18 protein-coding genes are annotated in these 19,580 nt (G+C 74.7%); 11 read left to right on the top strand and 7 right to left on the bottom strand.

Translation table 11 applies throughout. From position 1 onward, the window contains the following. Window positions 1–81 precede the first annotated feature (81 nt). The 7 genes from Ae150APs1_RS26185 (at window position 82) to Ae150APs1_RS26155 (ending at window position 7,029) form a co-directional block, all read left to right on the top strand. Window positions 82–1,242 carry an acyl-CoA dehydrogenase gene (locus Ae150APs1_RS26185; RefSeq protein ID WP_075300909.1) on the top strand — a complete coding sequence of 387 codons (1,161 nt, stop codon included), beginning with the start codon at window positions 82–84 and terminating at the stop codon, window positions 1,240–1,242. Window positions 1,243–1,273: 31 nt separating this feature from the next. Beyond that, window positions 1,274–2,020, top strand: coding sequence for a 3-oxoacyl-ACP reductase family protein (locus Ae150APs1_RS26180; protein WP_075300907.1), 747 nt, complete (start codon window positions 1,274–1,276; stop codon window positions 2,018–2,020). A 10-nt stretch (window positions 2,021–2,030) separates the two neighbouring features. Next, window positions 2,031–3,212 carry an acyl-CoA dehydrogenase family protein gene (locus Ae150APs1_RS26175; protein WP_075300905.1) on the top strand — a complete coding sequence of 394 codons (1,182 nt, stop codon included), beginning with the start codon at window positions 2,031–2,033 and terminating at the stop codon, window positions 3,210–3,212. Between the two features lie 42 nt (window positions 3,213–3,254). Beyond that, window positions 3,255–4,910, top strand: a complete 1,656-nt coding sequence (locus Ae150APs1_RS26170; protein ID WP_075300903.1) for an AMP-binding protein — start codon at window positions 3,255–3,257, stop codon at window positions 4,908–4,910. Next, window positions 4,907–5,749 carry an enoyl-CoA hydratase/isomerase family protein gene (locus Ae150APs1_RS26165; protein ID WP_075300901.1) on the top strand — a complete coding sequence of 281 codons (843 nt, stop codon included), beginning with the start codon at window positions 4,907–4,909 and terminating at the stop codon, window positions 5,747–5,749. Before Ae150APs1_RS26170 ends, Ae150APs1_RS26165 begins: the two co-directional genes overlap by 4 nt. Window positions 5,750–5,884: 135 nt before the next feature. After that, window positions 5,885–6,271, top strand: coding sequence for a hypothetical protein (locus tag Ae150APs1_RS26160; RefSeq protein ID WP_139317202.1), 387 nt, complete (start codon window positions 5,885–5,887; stop codon window positions 6,269–6,271). Window positions 6,272–6,390: 119 nt separating this feature from the next. After that, a complete protein-coding gene (locus Ae150APs1_RS26155) occupies window positions 6,391–7,029 on the top strand; it encodes a hypothetical protein (protein WP_075300900.1) in 639 nt (212 codons plus the stop codon). Between the two features lie 70 nt (window positions 7,030–7,099). Here Ae150APs1_RS26155 and Ae150APs1_RS26150 read toward each other — a convergent pair whose 3' ends face one another. Continuing rightward, entirely contained in the window at window positions 7,100–7,468 is a 369-nt protein-coding gene (locus tag Ae150APs1_RS26150; RefSeq protein ID WP_010238659.1) for a hypothetical protein, read from the bottom strand. A gap of 126 nt (window positions 7,469–7,594) precedes the next feature. On the opposite strand from Ae150APs1_RS26150, the gene Ae150APs1_RS26145 reads away from it, so the two are divergent. Further along, window positions 7,595–8,587 (top strand): sugar-binding domain-containing protein, encoded by a 993-nt coding sequence (locus tag Ae150APs1_RS26145; protein ID WP_075300899.1) that lies wholly within the window; start codon window positions 7,595–7,597, stop codon window positions 8,585–8,587. Between the two features lie 4 nt (window positions 8,588–8,591). Here Ae150APs1_RS26145 and Ae150APs1_RS26140 read toward each other — a convergent pair whose 3' ends face one another. Genes Ae150APs1_RS26140 through Ae150APs1_RS26130 form a run of 3 tightly spaced genes read right to left on the bottom strand, consistent with a single transcriptional unit; the run spans window position 8,592 to window position 12,595 of the window. Further along, window positions 8,592–9,602 (bottom strand): LacI family DNA-binding transcriptional regulator, encoded by a 1,011-nt coding sequence (locus Ae150APs1_RS26140; protein WP_075302619.1) that lies wholly within the window; start codon window positions 9,600–9,602, stop codon window positions 8,592–8,594. Between the two features lie 51 nt (window positions 9,603–9,653). Beyond that, window positions 9,654–11,207: a DASS family sodium-coupled anion symporter gene (locus tag Ae150APs1_RS26135; RefSeq protein WP_075300898.1), complete on the bottom strand. Its 1,554-nt coding sequence runs from the start codon at window positions 11,205–11,207 to the stop codon at window positions 9,654–9,656. After that, window positions 11,204–12,595, bottom strand: coding sequence for a lyase family protein (locus Ae150APs1_RS26130; RefSeq protein ID WP_083680550.1), 1,392 nt, complete (start codon window positions 12,593–12,595; stop codon window positions 11,204–11,206). The genes Ae150APs1_RS26135 and Ae150APs1_RS26130 overlap by 4 nt, the downstream gene beginning before the upstream one ends. A gap of 501 nt (window positions 12,596–13,096) precedes the next feature. On the opposite strand from Ae150APs1_RS26130, the gene Ae150APs1_RS26125 reads away from it, so the two are divergent. Next, window positions 13,097–13,945 carry a GAF domain-containing protein gene (locus Ae150APs1_RS26125; RefSeq protein WP_075329540.1) on the top strand — a complete coding sequence of 283 codons (849 nt, stop codon included), beginning with the start codon at window positions 13,097–13,099 and terminating at the stop codon, window positions 13,943–13,945. Then, window positions 13,894–14,658, top strand: a complete 765-nt coding sequence (locus tag Ae150APs1_RS26120; RefSeq protein ID WP_010224715.1) for a GAF and ANTAR domain-containing protein — start codon at window positions 13,894–13,896, stop codon at window positions 14,656–14,658. The genes Ae150APs1_RS26125 and Ae150APs1_RS26120 overlap by 52 nt, the downstream gene beginning before the upstream one ends. A 5-nt stretch (window positions 14,659–14,663) precedes the next feature. On the opposite strand, the gene Ae150APs1_RS26115 is transcribed toward Ae150APs1_RS26120, so the two are convergent. The 3 genes from Ae150APs1_RS26115 to Ae150APs1_RS26105 form a co-directional block, all read right to left on the bottom strand. Next, window positions 14,664–15,542, bottom strand: coding sequence for a YhjD/YihY/BrkB family envelope integrity protein (locus Ae150APs1_RS26115; protein ID WP_075300896.1), 879 nt, complete (start codon window positions 15,540–15,542; stop codon window positions 14,664–14,666). 247 nt (window positions 15,543–15,789) lie between these two features. Next, complete coding sequence (locus tag Ae150APs1_RS26110; protein ID WP_075300895.1) at window positions 15,790–16,773, bottom strand: AraC family transcriptional regulator; 984 nt, start codon at window positions 16,771–16,773, stop codon at window positions 15,790–15,792. An 80-nt stretch (window positions 16,774–16,853) separates the two neighbouring features. After that, a complete protein-coding gene (locus Ae150APs1_RS26105; protein ID WP_075300894.1) occupies window positions 16,854–18,692 on the bottom strand; it encodes a PP2C family protein-serine/threonine phosphatase in 1,839 nt (612 codons plus the stop codon). A 158-nt stretch (window positions 18,693–18,850) separates the two neighbouring features. Between Ae150APs1_RS26105 and Ae150APs1_RS26100 the strand changes: the two genes are divergently transcribed. Beyond that, window positions 18,851–19,579: a GAF and ANTAR domain-containing protein gene (locus Ae150APs1_RS26100; RefSeq protein ID WP_010224720.1), complete on the top strand. Its 729-nt coding sequence runs from the start codon at window positions 18,851–18,853 to the stop codon at window positions 19,577–19,579. Window position 19,580: the final 1 nt, after the last annotated feature.

Genomic DNA, 19,580 nt, shown 5'->3' with positions numbered 1-19,580 from the left:
CCAGTATTGACCTATGAGTCAAGTTTTGTCATCGTGGTCAGAGTTTGATGCCGAGGTCGATACCCAGAGGAGGTCGGCGACGTGGACTTCGCCCCCACCGAGAGCCAGCGCGCGCACCGCGACCGGGCCCGCGCGTTCGCGGAGTCGGTGCTGCTGCCCGGCTACCGGGGCCGGGAGGCCGCCGGCCGGATCGACCCGGACCTGCGCCGCGACATGGGCCGCGCGGGCCTGATCGGCCCGCAGCTGCCCACCGGTCTCGGCGGCGGCGGGACGGACCGGCTCACCGCGGGCCTCGTCGTCGAGGAGATCGGCCGCGGCGACATCAACGTCGGCTACCTGAACGTCGTCGGCGCGCTGACCGGCCGGATCCTCGCCGCCAACGCGACGCCCGGGCTCGCCGCGCACTGGGTGCCGCGGATCTGCTCCGGGGAGGAGATCGTCGGGATCGGGCTGACCGAGCCGCACGCCGGGTCCGACGCCGGCGTCCCCCGGCTGACCGCGACCCGCGACGGCACGTCCGACGACGCCGACTGGGTCCTCGACGGCGTCAAGTCGCTGTCGTTCGCCGCCGACGCCGCCGCGGTCGTCGTCTTCGCCCGCACCGGCGGGTCCACCGAGCGCGGCCGCGACATCTCCGCGTTCCTCGTGCCGCTCGACCGGCCCGGCGTGACCGTCGAGCCGTACCCGGACATGGGCACCCGCGCCGTCGGCCGCGGGGCCGCCCACCTCGACCGGGTCCGCGTCCCCGCCGACCATCTGCTCGGACCCGAGGGGCAGGGGTTCGGGCAGGTCATGTCCGGGTTCGACTTCTCCCGGGCGCTGATCGGGCTGCAGTGTCTCGGCTGCGCGCAGCAGACCGTCGACGAGACCTGGCGGTACGTGTCGGAGCGCGAGGCGTTCGACCGGCCGCTGTCGGTCAACCAGGACGTCTCGTTCCCGCTCGCCGAGGCCGACACGCTGCTCGCCGCGGCCCGCGGGCTCTGCCACCGCGCGCTCTGGCTGGCCGACGCCGGCGAGCCGCACACCGCCGAGGCCGCGATGTGCAAGTGGTTCGCCCCGAAGACGGCCCACGACCAGATCACCCAGTGCCTGCTGCTGCACGGCCAGTACGGCTACCGCACCGAGCTGCCGATCGAGCAGCGGTTGCGGGACGTGCTCGGCCTGCAGATCGGCGACGGCACCGCCCAGATCATGAAGCTCGTCATCGCCCGCCGACGGCTGGGCCGCGAGCTCGCACCCTGACTCACCCGACCGACCACGAGGAGAACACCCGATGGGCAGGATGGACGACAGGACCGTGATCGTGACCGGCGCCGGGCGCGGCATCGGCCGCGCGATCGCCGAGCGGCTGGCGGCCGAGGGCGCCGCCGTCGCGGTCACCGACGTCGACGAGCAGACCGCCGCCGGCACCGCCGCGGAGATCGGCGGACGGGCGGTCGGGATCCGGGCGGACGTCGCCGACCCGGAGTCGGTGCGGTCCATGGTGGACCGGGTCCGCGCGGAGTACGGCCGGATCGATGTCCTCGTGAACAACGCCGGCTGGGACAAGGTCGGCCCGTTCGTCGACTCCGACCCCGCCGACTGGGACCGGATCATCCGGATCAACCTCTACGGCGTCCTGCACACCGCACACGCCGTGGTCCCGGTGATGGTCGAGCAGGGTGGCGGGACGGTGGTCAACCTGGCCTCCGACGCCGGCCGGGTCGGCTCGTCCGGCGAGGCGGTCTACTCCGCGGCGAAGGGCGGGGTCATCTCCTTCTCCAAGACCCTCGCCCGCGAGGTCGCCCGGAACGGGATCAACGCCAACTGCGTGTGCCCCGGCCCGACCGACACCGCCCTGTTCGCCTCGGTCGTCGAGGGCAACGACAGGCTGCGCGACGCGCTGGTCAAGGCCATCCCGTTCCGCAGGCTCGCGCAGCCGGAGGACCTCGCGGCCACCGTCGCGTTCTTCGCCTCCCCCGACGCCTCGTACCTCACCGGACAGACCGTCAGCGTCAGCGGCGGCCTCTCGATGGCCTGATCGGCGCGCCGTGGACACCACCTCCGCACACGACCTCCTCGACCTCGACGACCTACTCACCGACGACGAGCGCGCCTGGCGCGAGCACGTCCGCGGGTTCGTCGCCGAGCGCGTCACCCCGCACGTCGCCGACTGGTTCGAGCGGGCACACCTGCCCCGCGAGCTGATCCCCGAGCTGGGCCGGGCCGGGCTGCTCGGCGCGCACCTGCACGGCCCGGGATGTCCGGACCGCAGCGCCGTCGAGTACGGGCTCGCCGCGGCCGAGCTGGAGGCGGCCGACTCCGGGATCCGGACGATCGTCAGCGTCCAGGGCTCGCTCGCCATGACCGCGATCGACCGGTTCGGCACCGACGAGCAGCGGGAACGCTGGCTGCCCGGGATGGCAGCGGGCGAGCTCGTCGGCTGCTTCGGGCTCACCGAGCCCGGGTCCGGCAGCGACCCGGCGAGCATGACCACCCGCGCCGAGCCCGACGGCGACGGCTGGGTGCTGCACGGCGCGAAACGCTGGATCGGCCTCGCGACGATCGCCGACGTCGCCGTCGTCTGGGCGCGGACGCCGGACGGGATCCGCGGGTTCTGCGTCCCGACCGGCACCGACGGGTTCACCGCCACCCCGATCGAGCCGAAGCTGGGGCTCCGGACGTCGGTGCAGGCCGACGTCGTGCTCGACGGCGTCCGGCTGCCCGGCGACGCGGTCCTGCCCGGAGCGACCGGCCTGCGCGGCCCCTTCACCTGCCTGAACGAGGCCCGCTACGGGATCATGTGGGGCGCGATGGGCGCCGCCCGCGACGCCTGGACGACGGCGTGGCGCTACACGCTGGAGCGCCACCAGTTCGGGACGCCGCTGGCCGCGTTCCAGCTGACCCAGCAGAAGCTCGTCGACACCGCGCTGGAGCTGCAGAAGGGCATGCTCGTCGCGCTGCGCACCGGCCGGCTCAAGGACGCGGGACGGCTGCGCCCGGAGCAGATCTCGGTCGGCAAGCTCAACAACGTCCGCGAGGCGATCGACATCTGCCGGACGGCGCGCACGATGCTCGGCGGGAACGGCCTGTCCGCCGCGTACCCGCCGCTGCGGCACGTGGCGAACCTGGAGGCGGTGCGGACCTACGAGGGCACCGACGAGATCCACACGCTGATCCTCGGCCGGGCCCTCACCGGGATCCCGGCCTTCACCGCGGGCGGTGCGGGGTGACCCGCCCGGCCCGCACCTGACGCCCTCGACGAGGAGGAGCCGATGTACACCTACGACCCCGCACCCTTCCGGGAGTGGTTCGAACGCGACTTCACCTACCTGGCCGGGTTCCGGCGCACCGTGCGCCGGTTCGGCCGCCGGACCGCCGTCGTCGACCCGGCCACCGGTGACCGGCACACCTACGCCGACCTGGCCGCCCAGGTGGACGCTCTGGCGGCCGGCCTGCTCGACGCCGGGGTGCGGCCCGGCGACGTCGTCGCCTACCAGCTGTTCAACACCGCCGACTTCGCGCGCCTCTACCTGGCCACCCAGGCCGCGGGCGCGGTCGGGGCACCGGTCAACTTCCGGCTCGCCGCGGGCGAGGTCGCGCACGTCCTCGACGACAGCGGGCCACGGGTGTTCGTGTACGACACCGAGCTGGCCGGTACCGCGCGCGACGCGCTGGGGATCGCCGCGCATCGCCCGGAGCTGCTCGTCGCCGCCGGCGGCGGGGAGCCGCTGCCCGGGTCGGTCCGGATCGGCGAGCTCGCCCGGCCCGGCGAGGTGCCCCCGGAACCGGCGCGCACCACCTACGACGAGACCACCCGGCTCTACACCTCCGGCACCACCGGCATGCCGAAGGGCGTGCCGCTGAACAGCCTCGTCGAGGTGTTCAGCGCGCACGACGTGCTCATGCACTTCCCGCTGGGGCCGGGCGACCTGACGCTGAACATGACGCCGTGGTTCCACCGCGGCGGGCTCTACGCCGGCGGGCCGAACCCGGCGTTCTACGTCGGCGCGGGCGTCGTCCCGCTGCGGGCGTTCGACCCGGACCGGGTGCTGGACCTGGTCGCCGAGCACGGCATCACCTACCTGGTCGGCGCCCCGACCAACCTGGAGATGCTCTCCCACGCCCAGGCCGGGCGGGCCCGGGACCTGTCGTCGCTGCGCGGCGTCGTCACCATGGGCGCGCCGCTGGAGCGCGAGGCGTGCCTGCGCTACCAGGAGCTGCTCACCCCGCGGATCTTCAACGGCTACGGCACCACCGAGACGTTCTGGAACACCTTCCTGCGCCCCGACGACCTGCCCGGGCACGCCGGGACCACGGGGCGGGCCTGCACCGACGACGACGTCCGCGTGGTCCGCATCGACGACTCCGGCCGGGCCGACCCGGACGATCCCGCCGCCCGTGACGGCCAGGAGATCGGCGAGGTCGTGGTGCGCTCCCCCAAGGGCGGCTACGCCTACACCGGCGGCGCCGACCCGGGGAAGTTCGCGGGCGGCTGGGTCCGGCTCGGCGACCTCGCGACCTGGGACGCCGACGAGTTCGTCACCGTCGTCGGCCGCAAGGACGACATGCTCGTCTCCGGTGGCGAGAACGTGCACCCCGCGCAGGTCGAGGAGGCGCTGAACCAGCACCCCGGGATCGCCGACTCGCTCGTCGTCGGCGTGCCCGACGCGCGGTGGGGACGCCGCGTCGTCGCCTACGTGGTGCGCGCCGATCCCGGCCTGACCGCCGACGACTGCGACCGGCACTGCCGCGCCCACCCGATGCTCGCTGACTTCAAACGCCCCCGCGGCTACCGCTTCGTCGACGAGCTGCCCCGCAACGCGACCGGGAAGAAGATCCACTACAAGGCGGTGGCCCAGGCCGCCGACGACGACGCCGGCGGCCTCTTCGAGACCGTCACCACCCGTCCGGAAGGAACACCACGATGACCACGACGACAACGACGACCCTCGACCCGAGCTCCTACTCCCAGCTGCTGTTCGAGCGCCGCGACGACGGCGTCCTGCTCATCACGATCAACAACCCGGAGAAGTACAACGCCACCGACGAGCAGCTGCACGGCGAGCTCGCCCGGGTGTGGAACGACGTCGCCCGCGACGACGAGACCCGGGTCGCGGTGATCACCGGTGCCGGTAAGGCGTTCTCCGCGGGCGGCGACCTGGGCATGGTCGAGCGGATGGCCGGTGACCACGAGCGCGTCTCGCACATGCTCACCGAGATGAGCGACCTGGTCTACAACATCATCAACTGCGAGAAGCCGGTCGTCTCCGCGATCAACGGCGTGGCCGTCGGCGCCGGTGTCGTCGTGGCGTTGCTGGCCGACATCGCGATCTGCGCCGAGGACGCGAAGATCGGTGACGGCCACGTCAGGCTCGGGGTGTCGGCCGGGGACCACGCCGCGATCATCTGGCCGCTGCTGGCGGGGATGGCGAAGGCCCGCTACTATCTGCTCACCGGCGAGATCCTCTCCGGCGCCGAGGCCGAGCGGCTGGGCATGGTCGCCAAGGCGCTCCCCCGCGACCAGGTTCTCGACGAGTCGCTGCGGGTCGCGCACGAGCTGGCCACCGGGTCGCAGCAGGCGATCCGGCTCACGAAGCGCTCGCTGAACAGCTGGCTGCGCAGCGCCGGACCGACCTTCGACCAGTCGGCCGCCTACGAGATGCTCTGCTTCCTCGGCCCGGACGTCGTCGAGGGCGCTGCGCGAGAAGCGCCGGCCCGACTTCCCCCTCGGCGAGGCGCCCCTGACACCCGATCGGTGGGGGCGTGAGAGCGCCCTCACCGCAATTCCTGCGTACTTTCACGCTTCAGGTCGTGTTTAACCGGGTTCGCGCCGGGAAGAATGATACGCGGGCTGCACCACCGGGGGGCGGCGTACCGGAAGGGGCAACGGACTGTGAGCGCCGTGAGCACCGGTAGGACGAACGCCGTCATGGCCGTGGTCCGGGTCGAGGCCCCGGCCGGGGCCGAGGCGCACACCGTGGAGGCCGAGCTGACCCGGGCCCTGCACGCCCGGCAGAAGCGCCCGATGACGGTCGAGCTGTCGCTGGCCGACGGCACCGGCCCGTGGCCCCGGCGCGGCCCGGCGCGGTACGCGTTCGTCGCCGTCCTCACGATGGCGGGCCGGTCTGTACCGGAGCGGCTGCACCGCAAGATCGAGAAGACCGCCCGGAAGGCACTCGAGCGGCGCTTCGGGTGCCCGGCACGGGCACGGGTGCGCACCGAGCTCTCCGACGCCGAGGCGGGCGCCTACTGGTTCAGCCTGCGCGGCACCCCGCACCGCCAGGCCTGACCGGGCGTACCGGGCCGCTGCCCGCGCGTGCCGCGCTGACCGGAAACGGAAACTTGTCCGGACGTCTGCCCAGGTAGGGGGCCCGTAGGCGGTCCGGTGACCTGACGTACGGTGCGGCCATGGCTACCGAGACGACCCGAGACACGGAGACCACGCCGGCCGACACGGACACGGCCGGGACCGACGGCGCCGGCACCGAGTCGACGACGGCCACCACCAAGCCGGCCACCGCCGGGGCCGACGAGAAGACCGGTGAGAAGTCCGGCGACACGGTCACCGAGAAGGCCGCCGAGCCCGTGAAGGCCGCCGAGACCACCGGGACCGGTGCCGGCGCGGCCGCGACCTCCGGCGGGCTCGTCGCCGGTGCCGGCGCGGTCGTCGGTGCCGCGCTCGGCCTGGTGTCGCTGACCGGCACCCAGCTCACCGACATGCTCCGCGACCGGCAGAGCCTGATCGGCCAGATCGAGGCCGCGACCGGCCTGCCCGGCAACCAGATCGAGGCGTTCTACGGCGCCCCGTGGCACACCGCGGCGCTGGCCAACGGTGTGTTCGCGATCCTCGCCGTGATCGTGGCCGGCGCGATCGCGTTCGGCCCGGCGGCCCGCCCCGGTGCGGCCGCGTGGGCCCGCCCGGTCGCGCTCGGCGGGCTCGTGCTCGGCGTGCTGGGCCTGCTCGTCGCGGGCGGGATGTACCTCGACGTGTTCGCCGCGCAGCCGGTGCTGCCCGCGATGCCGGGCATGCCCGGCATGGGCGGCTGACACCGCAGGGACCCGGCCCGGGCCCGTCACCCCGCGTGGGTGGCGGGCCCGGCGTGCGTCCGGGGGTGGGTCAGGCGGGCCGCGCGCCCGGCGCGGACAGCACGAGCAGGTCCAGCAGGCCCGCCGCACCCGTGCCCAGGACCTCCACCGCGAACGTCCGCCCCCGCCCGAGGTGCACGACCTCGTTCGGCGACAGCACGGCCGTGACGCCGCCGTCGACCGTCACGCGGGCGTGCCCGGTCAGGACGACGAGCAGGCGGTCCTCGGTCGAGGCCGGTCCGCACCATGGCGCCGGGCCGGGCACGAGCGACAGCCGCTCGAGCGCGACGTCGCCGTAGCCGTCGTCCGGACCGACGAGCAGCTGGTGGGCGGGCGCCGGGCCGGACGGCCCGTTCGGGGCGCCCCACCGCACGACGCGATCGACAGCGGTGGCGGTCATGTCACCCTCCCGGTACTCGGTGACTCAGATGAGCGGAACACTCCGTGTTCCGCCACTCGGCCAGTAGAGGGTTTCGGGGTCCGACGGGTCAACTCGACCGGCGAAATGGTGGGCTAGGGTGCTCAGATGAGCGCCACTGCCGGGGACTCCGGGCCGGACGACCGGTGGGGGCCCGCCCGCAGGTTGCTCGCCGCCGACGTCGCCGACCGGTACTTCGCCGCCGGCCAGACGAAGATCACGATCGCGGCGGAGCTGGGGCTGAGCCGGTTCCAGGTGGCCCGGCTGCTGGACGCGGCCCGCGAGCGTGGCCTGGTGCGCGTCGAGATCGACGCGGGCCCGGACGTCGACCGGGCCCGCTCCGCCGGGCTGCGTGCGGCCTACGGGCTGCGCCGCGCGCTCGTCGTCCCGCCGGGGCCGGCGCGCTCGGTCCCGGTGCGGGTCGCCGCGCTGGCCGCGGATCTGCTGCGCGAGACCGTCGGCACCGGCGACGTGCTCGGGCTGGCCTGGTCGCGCACGGTCAACGACGTCGTCGAGCACCTCCACCGGCTGCCCCGCTGCCAGGTCGTCCAGCTGTGCGGGGCGTACTCGCTGCCGTGGCGCCGCGACGGGTCGGCGACCGCGGTCTACCGGGCCGCCGCGCTGTGCGGCGGGGACGCCTTCCCGATCTACGCCCCGCTCGTGCTCCCCGACCGGGACTCGGCGACCGCGGTGCGGTCCCAGCCGGGTGTCGCGGACGCCGTCGCCCGGTTCGCCGAGCTCGGCACCGCCGTCGTGTCGGTCGGCGCCTGGCGGACCGGGCACTCGACGGTGCACGACGTGCTGACGGCGGCCGAGCGGAAGCGGCTCGGCGGGCGGGGCGCGTGCGGCGAGATCGTCGGGCTGCTGGTCGACCCCGACGGGCGGGTCCTGGACACCCCGCTGGCCCAGCACGTCGTCGCGGTCGGCGAGGCCGAGCTGCGCGCCGCACGGGAGGTCGTCGCGCTGGTGCGGGACCCGGAGCGGGCCGACGCCGTCGACGCGGTGCTGCGGTCCGGGCTGGTGCACACCCTCGTCGCCGACGCCGGCACCGCCGACGCGCTGCTGCGGCTCACCGCGGAGCGACCGGTGCCCGGGGTGTGAGCCGCTACGGCCGGGCCGGGACGGCGCCGGTGACGGATCCCCGGATCCGGAGCTCGCCGGGCAACCGGATCGTCCCGCCCGCCGGGCCGGGCTCCTCCCCCATCGCGGCGATCAGCTCGTGTGCGGCCCGCCGGCCCATCTCGGCCAGCGGCGGCGCGAACGTGGTGATCCCCGGCTGCCAGATCGCGAACCACTCGGGGTCACCGAGGCCGGCCAGCGACAGGTCCGCGGGGATGCGGACCTCGTGCTCGCCCGCCCAGCGCAGCACACCCATCACCAGCCGGCTGCTCAGCGCGACGACCGCCCCCGGGAGGTCGCCCGCGGTCCGGGCCATCGCCGCGGCCCCGCCGTCGGCACTGAACCCGGTGACGAGCACCCGGTAGCGGGCGCCGCGGGGCCCGTCCTCGGCGAGACCGGCCGCGTCGGCGGCCGTGCGGAACCCGGCGAGCCGTTCGGCGCTGGTGGACAGCTCGGGTGCGCCGACCAGCACGGCGAGGTCGGTGTGGCCGGCGGCGATCACGTGCCGGGTCAGCTCCGCGACCCCGGCGACGTCGTCGCTGACGACGGCGGGCGTGCCCGCGGTGCGGGTGTGCCGGTTGAGCTGGACGACGGGGAGCCCCGGCGGTGCGACGCCGCCGGGATCGACCGGGACGTGGACGACGCCGTCGACCTGGCGGTCCAGCATCGTCTCCCAGGCGTGCCGTTCGGCGTCGGCGCTGTTGCCGGTCGCGACGACGAGCAGCTGGTACCCGGCGTCGGCCAGCTCGGCCTGCAGGACCGCGGCGCTCGCCGTGTAGAACTCGTTGTGGATGTCGGGAAGCATCAGCCCGACGACCAGGCTGCGCCGCTCGCGCAGGGCGCGCGCGGCGGCGTTGCGCCGGTAGCCGAGCTCGCCGGCCGCGTCGAGCACGCGGCGCCGGGTCGCGTCGTCGACGTAGCCCTTCCCGCTGATCGCGCGGGAGGCGGTACCGACACCGACCCCGGCCAGCCGGGCGACGTCCGCGAGGGTGCTCACGGTGTCGAACGTACTGACCGGGGCCTGGTGACCGGGCACGCGCTCAGGTCCTCACGGCAGGGCCAGCCCGATCATCGAGCCGATCCCGACGGTGGCGAGCAGGATCAGCGGGATCGTCGCCAGGTCGGCGACCACCCCGGTGCGGATCATGCGGATCATCGGGACGTAGCCGGATCCGTAGACGATGGCGTTCGGGGGCGTCGAGACCGGCAGCATCGCGCCGGCGTTGCCGCCGAAGATCGCGGCCATCGCGGGGATCAGCGGGTCCACCCCGATGGCCACGGCGATCGGGATGACGATCGGCACGACGATGCCGACCGAGGCGGTGTTGCTCGTCGTCTCCGAGATGACCATGCCGAGGACGACCGCGACCAGGCAGAGCAACAGTGTGGACTGCACGCCGGTCAGGTCCGCGACGGCGGCGCCGACCGAGTCCGCGAGGCCGGTCTCGCTCATCATCCGGCCGATGGTCAGTCCCACCCCGACCAGGACGACCGTGCCCCAGTCGATCCTCCCGGCGTCGGCCCAGGAGAGCGTCCGCTCCCCGCCGCCCGCCGGGAGGAAGAACAGCAGGCCCGCGGTGGCGACCACGACCGCGCCCTCGTTGAGCCGGTCCAGCACGATGGCGAGCACCGTGTCCGGCGCGACCGCCCCGAGGGTCTCCAGCAGCGACGGCGTCACCCACAGGACGACGGTCAGCGCGAAGATCCACAGCACGTTCCGCTCGCCGGTGCTCATGCCGCCGAGCTCGCGGTGGGCCGCGCGGAAGTGCTCCTGGCCGCCGGGGATGTGCCGGGTCTCGGGCCGGTTGAGCAGCACCACGGCGGTGAACACGACCACGCCGAGCGCGACGACGTACGGCGCGGACAGCGCGAGCCAGTCGAACAGCGGGATCTGGTAGCCGGTCATCTCCTGGACCGCGCCCCGGCCGATGACGTTCGCGATCCCGGTGATCGGGGTGAGCACCGAGCCGACCCCGGCGCCGTAGGCGATCGCCAGCATCAGCATGCAGGAGAAGCGGGTCCGATGCCCCCGCACCTGCGGGTTCTGCTCCTGGACGAGGTCCCCGACGGTGCGGACGACGCCGACGCCGATCGGCAGCAGCATCGCCGCGGTCGCCGACGCGGAGACCAGCGTGGCGAGCACCGTCGCGACGACGCCGAACGCCAGCGCCGTGCGGTAGGTGCTGTTCCCGACGCCGGGCAGCGCGAGCACCCGCAGCGCGAACCTGCGGTCGAGGCCGTGCACCGTCATCGCCCGTGCCAGCAGGAACGCGCCGATCACGAGGAACACGGTCGGCGAGCCGAAGGCACCGAACACCTCGGACGCGGAGCCGACGCCGAGCAGGACCAGCAGCGCGATCCCGATCAGGGCGGTCGCCGCGATCGGGATCGTCTCGCAGATCCACAGCAGGACGACGAACGCCAGCACCGCGAGCATCCCGCGCTGGTCGGCGGGGAGGTCACCGGGCCAGAGCAGGGCGAGCGCCATCAGCGGGAGGACCGCCCATCCGCCGATCCGCGAGCGGATCCGGTCGAACCGGTTCTCCGGGCCCTCGGCGTCGCCGTCGGCCGGGGCGGGCGCGGAGGTCGTGGGGGCGGTCACGACGCCGTCCCCGGGCCGCTCGCGGCCAGGGCCGGGACGGCGATCCAGCCGCGGACCGCGGCGGCGGAGATCCGGGAGGCCTCGCCGACGTAGTCGTCGGCGGTGACGAGCGGGTCGGGCAGCAGCGCGGCACGGCCCTGCTCCTCGGCGACCTCGGGCAGCACCTCGGCCAGGGTCCGGCCGTCCCGGCGGGCGCGGGCGGCGGCCTCGTACACCAGGTCGTGCGCGTGCTCGCGGCCCATCGCGCCGGCCAGCGAGATCATCTGGGCCTCGGCCATGACCAGCCCACCGTCCTGCTCCAGGTTGGCGCGCATCCGGCCGGCGTCGACCCGCATCCCGCGGACGACGACGAGCGTCTCGGCCAGCGCGGTCCCGGCCAGCACCGCGAGCTGCGGCAGCACCTGCCACTCGATCTGCCACTCGCCCGCGGCCCGCTCGTGCCCGGCCTCCTGCATCCGGGCCAGCGACGACGCCAGCGCCCCGGCCGTCCCGGACAACCCGATCACGATCTCCGAGGAGATCGGGTTGACCTTCTGCGGCATCGTCGACGACGCGCCGCGGTGGCTCTCGAACGGCTCGAAGACCTCGCCGATCTCGGTCCGCGACAGGTCGACGACGTTGCGGGCGAGCTTCGCGCAGGTCGCGGTGACGGTCGCGCAGAGCCAGCCGAACTCGGCGACGCCGTCGCGGTCGACGTGCCACGGCACGTCGGTGTGGTGCAGGCCGAGCAGCTCCGCGGTCGTCGCGCGGACCTCGGCGGAGCGCGGGCCGAGCGCGGCGCCGGTGCCGCCGGCGCCGAACAGCGAGACCAGCGCGATCCGCGGGGCGGCCTGGGCGAGGCGCTCGCGCTGGCGGGTGAACTGGGCGAGCAGGGTCGCGAGCGTGGCGCCGAACGTCGTCGGGACGGCCTGCTGGGCGTGGGTGCGGGCCGCCATCACCGTCCCGGCGTGCTCGCCGACCCGCTCGGCCAGCGCGTCTCCGAGCGCACCGAGGCGACGGTCGAGGGCGGCCAGCGAGCGCGCCATCTGCAGGGCGAGACCGGTGTCCATGATGTCCTGGGTCGTCGCGCCGTAGTGCACGCGGCCGTCCGGCCCGGGCGGCAGCGACCCGCAGATCTCGCGGACCAGGCCGAGGATCGGGTAGCCGACATTGCGGGCGGTCTTCCAGACGGCGTCCTGGTCGATGTTGTCCAGGTGCGCGGCGGCGACGATCGCCTCGGCGTCGTCCGGGGCTATCACGCCGTGCCGTGCCTGGGCCTGGGCCAGTGCCCGTTCGGCGGCGAGCCAGCTCTCGATCGAGCTCTGCTCGGAGAAGATCTCCAGCTGCTCCTCGTCACCCGCGAGCTGGGTGAGCAGGGAGAACGGGGACCGACCGGCGGTCGGGGTCATCGTCGAACCTCCATGGCGCGTCGCTGCACCACTCCGCGTCGAGCGGTGCGGAATGCATTCCACTATGGGATCGATTCCACACTCCGTCAAGACCTGTCCCGGCCGTAGACGCCGGGACGCCGCGTGCCTCACACTCGTCGGGTCGCCGGCCCCGGATACGTCCTCCTCCGCCGCGCGGCAGTGCCACCGGCCCGCGCGACGCCCCTGTCCCCGCCGTCGCCGCACCCGGCCCGTTCCGTGCCGCACGCCGTTCCGGACGGCCGCGCGATCGCCGTGCGCCGGCTCGGGCGGATCCGGTCGGTTCGTGGATACCCTTGACGCTCGGCGGACAGGTGCCGGAGCGTGGGCACCGACGGAGAGACGGCGGTGGGCGACCCCGCGGTCGTACTCCGCACCCGCGCCGAGGGCTGGAGGCCCGATGGACCGGAGGTACCGGACCCGACCGGAGCCGTCCCGCCCCGGCCGGGCGGAGAACGGAACGACCGGGTGGGGGGACGACCCGTGGTCGACCTCGGCCGCCTGAGCCGCGACCTGGCGGCAGCGTCGGAGGTGGCCGGGCCGGACGCCCCGATGGCGGTGTGCGAGGCGTGCGTGTCCTGGCTCCCGATGACCGGTGCGGCGGTCACCGTGATGACCGGGCAGGAGCAGCAGGAACTGGTCTGCGCCACCGATCCGGTCGCCGCACGGATCGACGAGCTCCAGTTCGCCTTCGGGGACGGGCCCTGCCTCACCGCCTTCCGCACCGGGCGCGCCGTGCTCGTGTCCGACACGACCGACCCGTCCGACCGGCGGTGGCCGCTCTTCACCGCCGCCGCGGTGGAGACCGGTGCCCGTGCGATGTTCGTGTTCCCGCTGCAGATCGGGGCCGCGCGCGTCGGGGTACTGGACTGCTACCGCACCGAGGCCGGGCCGCTGAGCAGCGCGGAGCTGGCCGGTGCGCTCCGTGCCGCGGACGTCGCCGTCTGGACGTTGATCGACCGGATGGACTGGGCCGGACCCGCGGCCGACGACCTGCCCGGGGGCCCTCCGGGCAGCGGGACCCCCGTGCTGGGCGGGGGACTCGCGGCGGCGGCACCACCCCGGGCGGAGGTGCACCAGGCGACCGGGATGCTCGTCGCGCAGGCCCGGGTGAGTGCCCCCGTCGCGCTGGCCCGCTTGCGCGCGGCGGCGTTCGCCACTGAACTGTCCCTCGGACAGGTCGCGGCCGAGGTCGTGGCACGGCGTCTGCGGCTGACCCCCGACGGCGCGTGGCAGCCCGACCTGACACGGGTCGCGCGCGGCGTCGAGGAGGGACCGCCATGGCCGGAGAGTCACCAGCACGGTCGCCCCGGGAACGGGAGGGGCCGCTGATCGAGGCGTTCGTGCGGCTCGCGGACACCCTGGTCGACGACTACGACGTGATCGACCTGCTCAAGGGCCTGTGCGACGACTGCGTCACGCTGCTGGGCGCCGACGCCGCGGGCCTCGTCCTGACCGACCGGCGCGGGGCGCTGCAGGCCGTCGCCGCCTCGGCCGAGGCCGCGAACCTGCTCGAGCTGTTCCAGATCCAGGCCGACCAGGGGCCGTGCCTGGACTGTTTCCGGACGACCAGGCAGGTGCGCTCGCCCGATCTCCGGCGGGACCGTCGCTGGCCGGCGTTCGCCCCGCGGGCGCGCGCGGCCGGCTTCCTCGCGGTACACGCCCTGCCGATGCGTCTGCGTGGCCTCACCATCGGCGCGCTCAACCTCTTCCACCGCACCCCGGTCGCGATGCCGGTGGGTGACCTCCGGGTCGGGCAGGCGCTGGCGGACGTCGCCACCATCGGGATCCTGACCGACCGCACCTCCCGGGAGCGGGAGCTCCTGACCGGGCAGCTGCAGGCCGCGCTGTCCAGCCGGGTCGTCATCGAGCAGGCCAAGGGGGTCCTGGCCGAGCGCGGTGGCGTCACGATGGACGACGCCTTCACCCGGCTGCGCGCGTACGCGCGGTCCACCAAGCAGCAGCTGTCCGCGGTCGCCCGCGGCATCGTCGAGGGCCGCGTCGACACCACCGTGATGCTCCCCCGCCGCGACGACGACCGCTGAGGAGCTCAGGCGCGCGCCCCACCGATCGTCCGCGGGGTGGTCGCGTCACCGTCGTCGGGCTCGGGCTCGGGCTCGGGCTCGGGGTCCGGGTCCGGGCGGGTCGCCGGAGAGCCGGGGACGGGTGCCCCCGCCAGCTCCGCACCGAACACCGCGGCGCCGACGAGCAGGTAGGCCAGGACCAGCAGCCACGAGACCAGCACGAACGCCACACCGAGGACGCCGAACCGGTCGGCCTGCTCCCCCACGGCGAGCCGCAGGTAGGGCCCCGACAGCAGGGTCGCCAGCGTCTGGCCGACGCCCGTCACCACCGCGCCGGGCAGGAGCCGGCGCAGCGTGACGCGGTCACCGACGAGCAGCTGCTGGATCGGCAGCCACAGCACCGCCGCGATGAGGGCCTGCACGGCGAGTGCGGCCACGGGGTGCGGGCCCTCGTCCGACGGCGCGAACACGACCGCCGCGAGCACGGCGGCCACGAGCGCGGCGACCGCGAGCAACGCGTGCAGGAACCCACGCAGGCCGAGCGGGCTGAGCACCCAGGCCGAGACGTAGAGCCGCTGCAGCGTCCGCGTGAACCCGATCCCGGTCATCACGACGAGCACGACGCCGCCGACCGCCCCCGGCGTACCCGCCTGCCGGGGCCGCGCGACGAGCTCCCGCACCGCCTCGGCCCCGTCGCCGGTCAGCCCGAAGCGGTCGATCAGGTAGGTCACGGCCGCCCCCTGGTCCACCGGGAAGTAGGCGAGCGTGAGCAGCGCCGCCGGGACGAGGGCCACGAACGCCTGCGCCGCCAGGGCCAGCGCCCGGTCGTATCCGCTGGCCGCGACGAACCGGACCACGAGGCGCCCGGCGAACCCGGACTGCAGGGTGGCGACCGACGCCCGCACGCTCCGATGTGGCCTGCCGGACCGGTGGGGCCGGCGTGGCCTGCGGGACCGGCCGGCCGGGATCAGCCGGCGCATGCGGGCGGCTGCCGGGCCGGTACCGGCGGGCCGTCGTGCACGCCGTTCCGCGAGTGCGGGTCCCGGGAGGCCGTGACGGGCTCGGTCATCGTCTGCCTCCGGGGACTCGGCGTGCTCCGACCCTGCCGCAGGCGGGCGTCCCGCTCGTCACCCGGCACGGGTGAGGACAGAACTACCGCCGCAGCGTCGCGCTCGGGGAACAGCCGTAGGCGTGGCGGTACTCGACCGAGAACCGTCCCGAGTGGGCGAACCCCCAGCGGGCCGCGATCGAGCCGACCGTGTCCCCCGAGGTGGGGTCCGCGGCCCGCAGATCGGCGTGCGCGCGGGCCATCCGGACCCGGCGCAGCTCCTCGAGCGGCGTGCCACGGCGGTGTCTGCGGAACATGTGCTGCAGCCCGCGGACGCCGATCCGGGCCGCCGCGGCGATGTCGTCGACCCCGATGTCCTCGCCGGCGTGCTCGTCGATGTAGGCGAGGGCCCGCCGCAGGACGGCCGGATCCGCCCGGCCCCCCGCGTCGGTGCGTTCCCCGGCCCGGGCGAGCCCGACGTTCGGGAACACGACGAGGGTCGCGGTGGCCAGCGCGCGGGTCGCCTCGGCGAGGACGAGCGGGTTCGCCGCCACCGCGTCGTCGCCCAGGACGTCGTCGCGCAGGTGGGCGACGACGCCCTGCCAGTACCGGGCCGCCTCCGGCGAGACCGGTGCCGTCGAGGTGAAGCGGGTCGGGGGCACGTCGGCGCCGAACGCCGACCGGGCGGCCCGGTCCATGAGCGACGACGTCAGCGACACGGTGCGGACGTCCACGTCCGCGAGGCGGCAGGTGATCTCACGCCTCGGCAGCATCGTCGGTGTGCCCAGGCCGGGGGTGACGATCTCCCTGCCGTCCCGCAGACACACCCGGCCACCGGCGTAGGTGGCCAGGTGGAACTGCCGGTCCTGCGGCGGCACGCCCATCTCGGCGGCCGCGCCGTACCGCGTCCGTGCGAGCACCACGTCGCCGGTCCGGACACCGGTGAGTGCGAGGCGGAAGTCGTCGAGGTTCCTGGACGTGCGGACCGCGAAGTCGGTGTAGGTCGCGCGGAGCACCTCGTGCGAGTACTCCGGATCGGACGACCTCACGTCGAACCGCGAGACCGGTGACGTCACCGGTTCGGTCATCGGACCTCCTCGGAACGGGGACGGCGTGTACCCGAGGAACCGCGGGCCAAACCCCGGGAGCGCCGCCGGTCCGGGCCCGGTCAGCCGGGCGGGAAGCGGATCGCGAACGCGACGACGTCGTCGTCCGCCCCCGGGGCGAGCGTCTCGACTGCGATGTCGGCGATGTCGTCCACGGACCGGTCGGACACGCCCGCCAGCAGCTCGACCAGGGCCGCCGTCCCGGCGTCGAGGTCGCTGCCGCGCTTCTCCACCAGACCGTCGGTGTAGAGGAACAGCGTGCTGCTGGGCGCGAGGGCCCGGTGGTGGTCGTGGCGGGCGCCGGGCCCGGCGAGGTCGTACCCGAACAGCACGTCGTGCTCGCTGAGCAGCTCGGCGGTGCCGTCGGGGTGCAGCAGGACGGGTGGCGGGTGGCCCGCGTTGACCCACGTCATCGACCAGCGGCCCGCCGGGTCACGGCGCAGGTGGACGACGACGGTCGTACCGGCGGCACCGAGGTCGAGCCCGCTGTTCGCCGCCTCGAACGACTCCAGGATCGCGGTGGGCGGTCCTCCGGGGTTGTCCCAGGTGGCCTGACGCAGCATCGAGCGGGCCTGCCCCATCAGGGTGACCGCGGTCACCGAGTGGCCGACGATGTCACCGACCGACACCGCGAACAGCTCGTCGCGGGGCCGGTCGGGATCGGTCTTGGGGACGACGTCGTACCAGTCGCCGCCGACGTACTCCCGGGAGTCGGCCGGACGGTAGCGGGCGGCCATGGGCAGGCCGTCGATCTTCGGCAGCGTCGTCAGCATGGCGTTCTGCATCTCGTGCGCCACCGCGGTGCGGTGGTCGAGCCGCCGGGCCCTGGCCAGCGCCTGGGCGGCGTAACCGGCGATGGTGGCGATGGTCAGGAGGTCGGTCGGCTCGACGGCGTCGGGCGTGGTCCACCCGAGCACGAGGGAACCCGGCGCGCCGGCCGCCGAGGGCAACGGCACGGAGACCACGGAGTGCAGGCCGAGGTCCCGGAGCTGGTCACGGACGCCCCGAGGGAACTCCCGGTCGAACTCCGCGCGACCGCGGAAGTACTGCACGCCGTCGCGCCGCCCGCCGTCCGGGGCGGCCAGCACGGACCCGGCGAACCGCAGCGGGCCCGGATCGTCGTCCGCGGTCCGCTCGGGGGCGAACTGCTGCAGACCGCCGCGCTCGTCGGTCACGACGACCGTCAGGAGCGCGGGGGCCAGCGCCTCCCCCAGTAGGTCCTCGATGCGGGACCGGACGTCGTCGACGGTCGTCGTGCCGGTGAACGCCTGCGACGCCGACAGCAGCATCTGGCTGCGGTCGAACGCCCGGCGGTGGCCGGTCGCGATCTCGTCGCGCCGGTCGATCTCGATACCGGCGTCCTGACGGAACAGCCGCAGCCGCAGGTCCGTGGAGCACGCCCGGCCGACGTTGAACAGCGTCCGGATCTCGTCCGGATCCCAGCTCCGCGGACGGTCGTCGGCGACGACGAGAGCGCCGAGGACGTGGCCGTGGCCGTCGGTCAGGGGTGCGGCGGCGAGGGCGACGGCCCCCGGAGCCACGGTACGGAGCGCCGGGAGGACGTCCGCCCCTCGGGCGTCGTCGACCACGACGGCGGTCGCCAGCTCGGCGGCGTGCCGGCACACCGGCCGGGTCAGCGGCACCGACCGGGGCGGGGCGGCCGGTCCGGTCCCGCCCGCCAGGCCGGGGACGACCAGCCGGACCGGGTGGACCAGCAGGACGACCGCCAGCGGGACGCCGACGGAGGTGCGGACCCACTCCGCGTGGAACTGCATGTGCGGGTCGGGAGCGCCGGACAGACCCGACGCCGCCAGCGCCGCCAGCCGGTCGGGCGCGCAGACCACCTCGCAGGCGGTGTGGTCGCCGCCGTCGGCGGGACACGTCGTGGCCAAGGCGTTCATCCTGCTCCTGCGGGGCCCTCTGGTCGGCCGCCCATTCTGCCAAACCGGCCGGGAGGGGGGCATGCCTTCCCACCCGGACCGGGGGTGCCGGCACCGCTCACGTCACCGGGCGGGTCGCTCCTTGGACAAACGCTGCCGTGGGCGGATAGTCCCTGTGCGTGGACACCCACCAGCCCCCCGGCAGCCACGAACCGCTACAGGCGGTCCTCGACCGGATCGCCACGCAGCTGACCAGCGGTGTCTCCCGGCAGTGCGGACCGCGCAGCCGGGTGCTGCTCGAGCACCTGACCGCCGCGGCGGTCGCCACCATCCCCGGCGCCGACTACGCCGGCCTGACGGTGCACGACCACGACGGTCTGTCGTCCCGCGCACCCAGCCACCCCGACATCACCCAGCTCGACCAGCTCCAGGTGACCCTCGGCGAGGGGCCCTGCGTCGAGGCGGTCGCGCCGGGCACCGCCGCACGGGTCGTCGTCGACGACTTCCGCGACGAGCGACGCTGGCCGCGGTTCGCCACCGCCGCCGCGGAACGCGGGGTGCGCAGCCTGATCTCCTACCGGACGGCGCCGCACGACGGCACCCGCGCGGCGCTCAACCTCTACAGCGTGACGCCCCGCGGGTTCGACGAGGAGAGCCGGGAGATCGCGGGCGTGTTCGCCTCGCACGCCGCCGTCGCGCTCTACGGCGCCACCGACATCGCGAACCTGGAACGCGCCCTCGCCACCCGCGACCTCATCGGGCAGGCCAAGGGCGTGCTGATGCAGACCTACCAGCTCGACGCCGACCAGGCGTTCAGCCTGCTCACCCGCTACTCGCAGCACACCAACAGCAAGCTGCACGACGTCGCCCGCCGGATCACCGAGAGCGCGGTGCACCCGCGGCGGTGAC

Origin of the sequence: Pseudonocardia sp. Ae150A_Ps1 (assembly GCF_001932315.1) — a bacterium.
In the GTDB taxonomy this organism is placed as follows: Bacteria; Actinomycetota; Actinomycetes; order Mycobacteriales; family Pseudonocardiaceae; genus Pseudonocardia.
The sequence above is the reverse complement of the archived record's forward strand: the minus strand, read 5'-3'. Positions and strand labels throughout refer to the sequence as shown.

Coding starts and splice junctions, on each gene's coding strand:
- Ae150APs1_RS26180 (WP_075300907.1), top strand. CDS start 1,274: ATGGGCAGGATGGACGACAGGACCGTGATCGTGACCGGCGCCGGGCGC.
- Ae150APs1_RS26170 (WP_075300903.1), top strand. CDS start 3,255: ATGTACACCTACGACCCCGCACCCTTCCGGGAGTGGTTCGAACGCGAC.
- Ae150APs1_RS26165 (WP_075300901.1), top strand. CDS start 4,907: ATGACCACGACGACAACGACGACCCTCGACCCGAGCTCCTACTCCCAG.
- Ae150APs1_RS26155 (WP_075300900.1), top strand. CDS start 6,391: ATGGCTACCGAGACGACCCGAGACACGGAGACCACGCCGGCCGACACG.
- Ae150APs1_RS26150 (WP_010238659.1), bottom strand. CDS start 7,468: ATGACCGCCACCGCTGTCGATCGCGTCGTGCGGTGGGGCGCCCCGAAC.
- Ae150APs1_RS26145 (WP_075300899.1), top strand. CDS start 7,595: ATGAGCGCCACTGCCGGGGACTCCGGGCCGGACGACCGGTGGGGGCCC.
- Ae150APs1_RS26130 (WP_083680550.1), bottom strand. CDS start 12,595: ATGACCCCGACCGCCGGTCGGTCCCCGTTCTCCCTGCTCACCCAGCTC.
- Ae150APs1_RS26120 (WP_010224715.1), top strand. CDS start 13,894: ATGGCCGGAGAGTCACCAGCACGGTCGCCCCGGGAACGGGAGGGGCCG.
- Ae150APs1_RS26110 (WP_075300895.1), bottom strand. CDS start 16,773: ATGACCGAACCGGTGACGTCACCGGTCTCGCGGTTCGACGTGAGGTCG.
- Ae150APs1_RS26105 (WP_075300894.1), bottom strand. CDS start 18,692: ATGAACGCCTTGGCCACGACGTGTCCCGCCGACGGCGGCGACCACACC.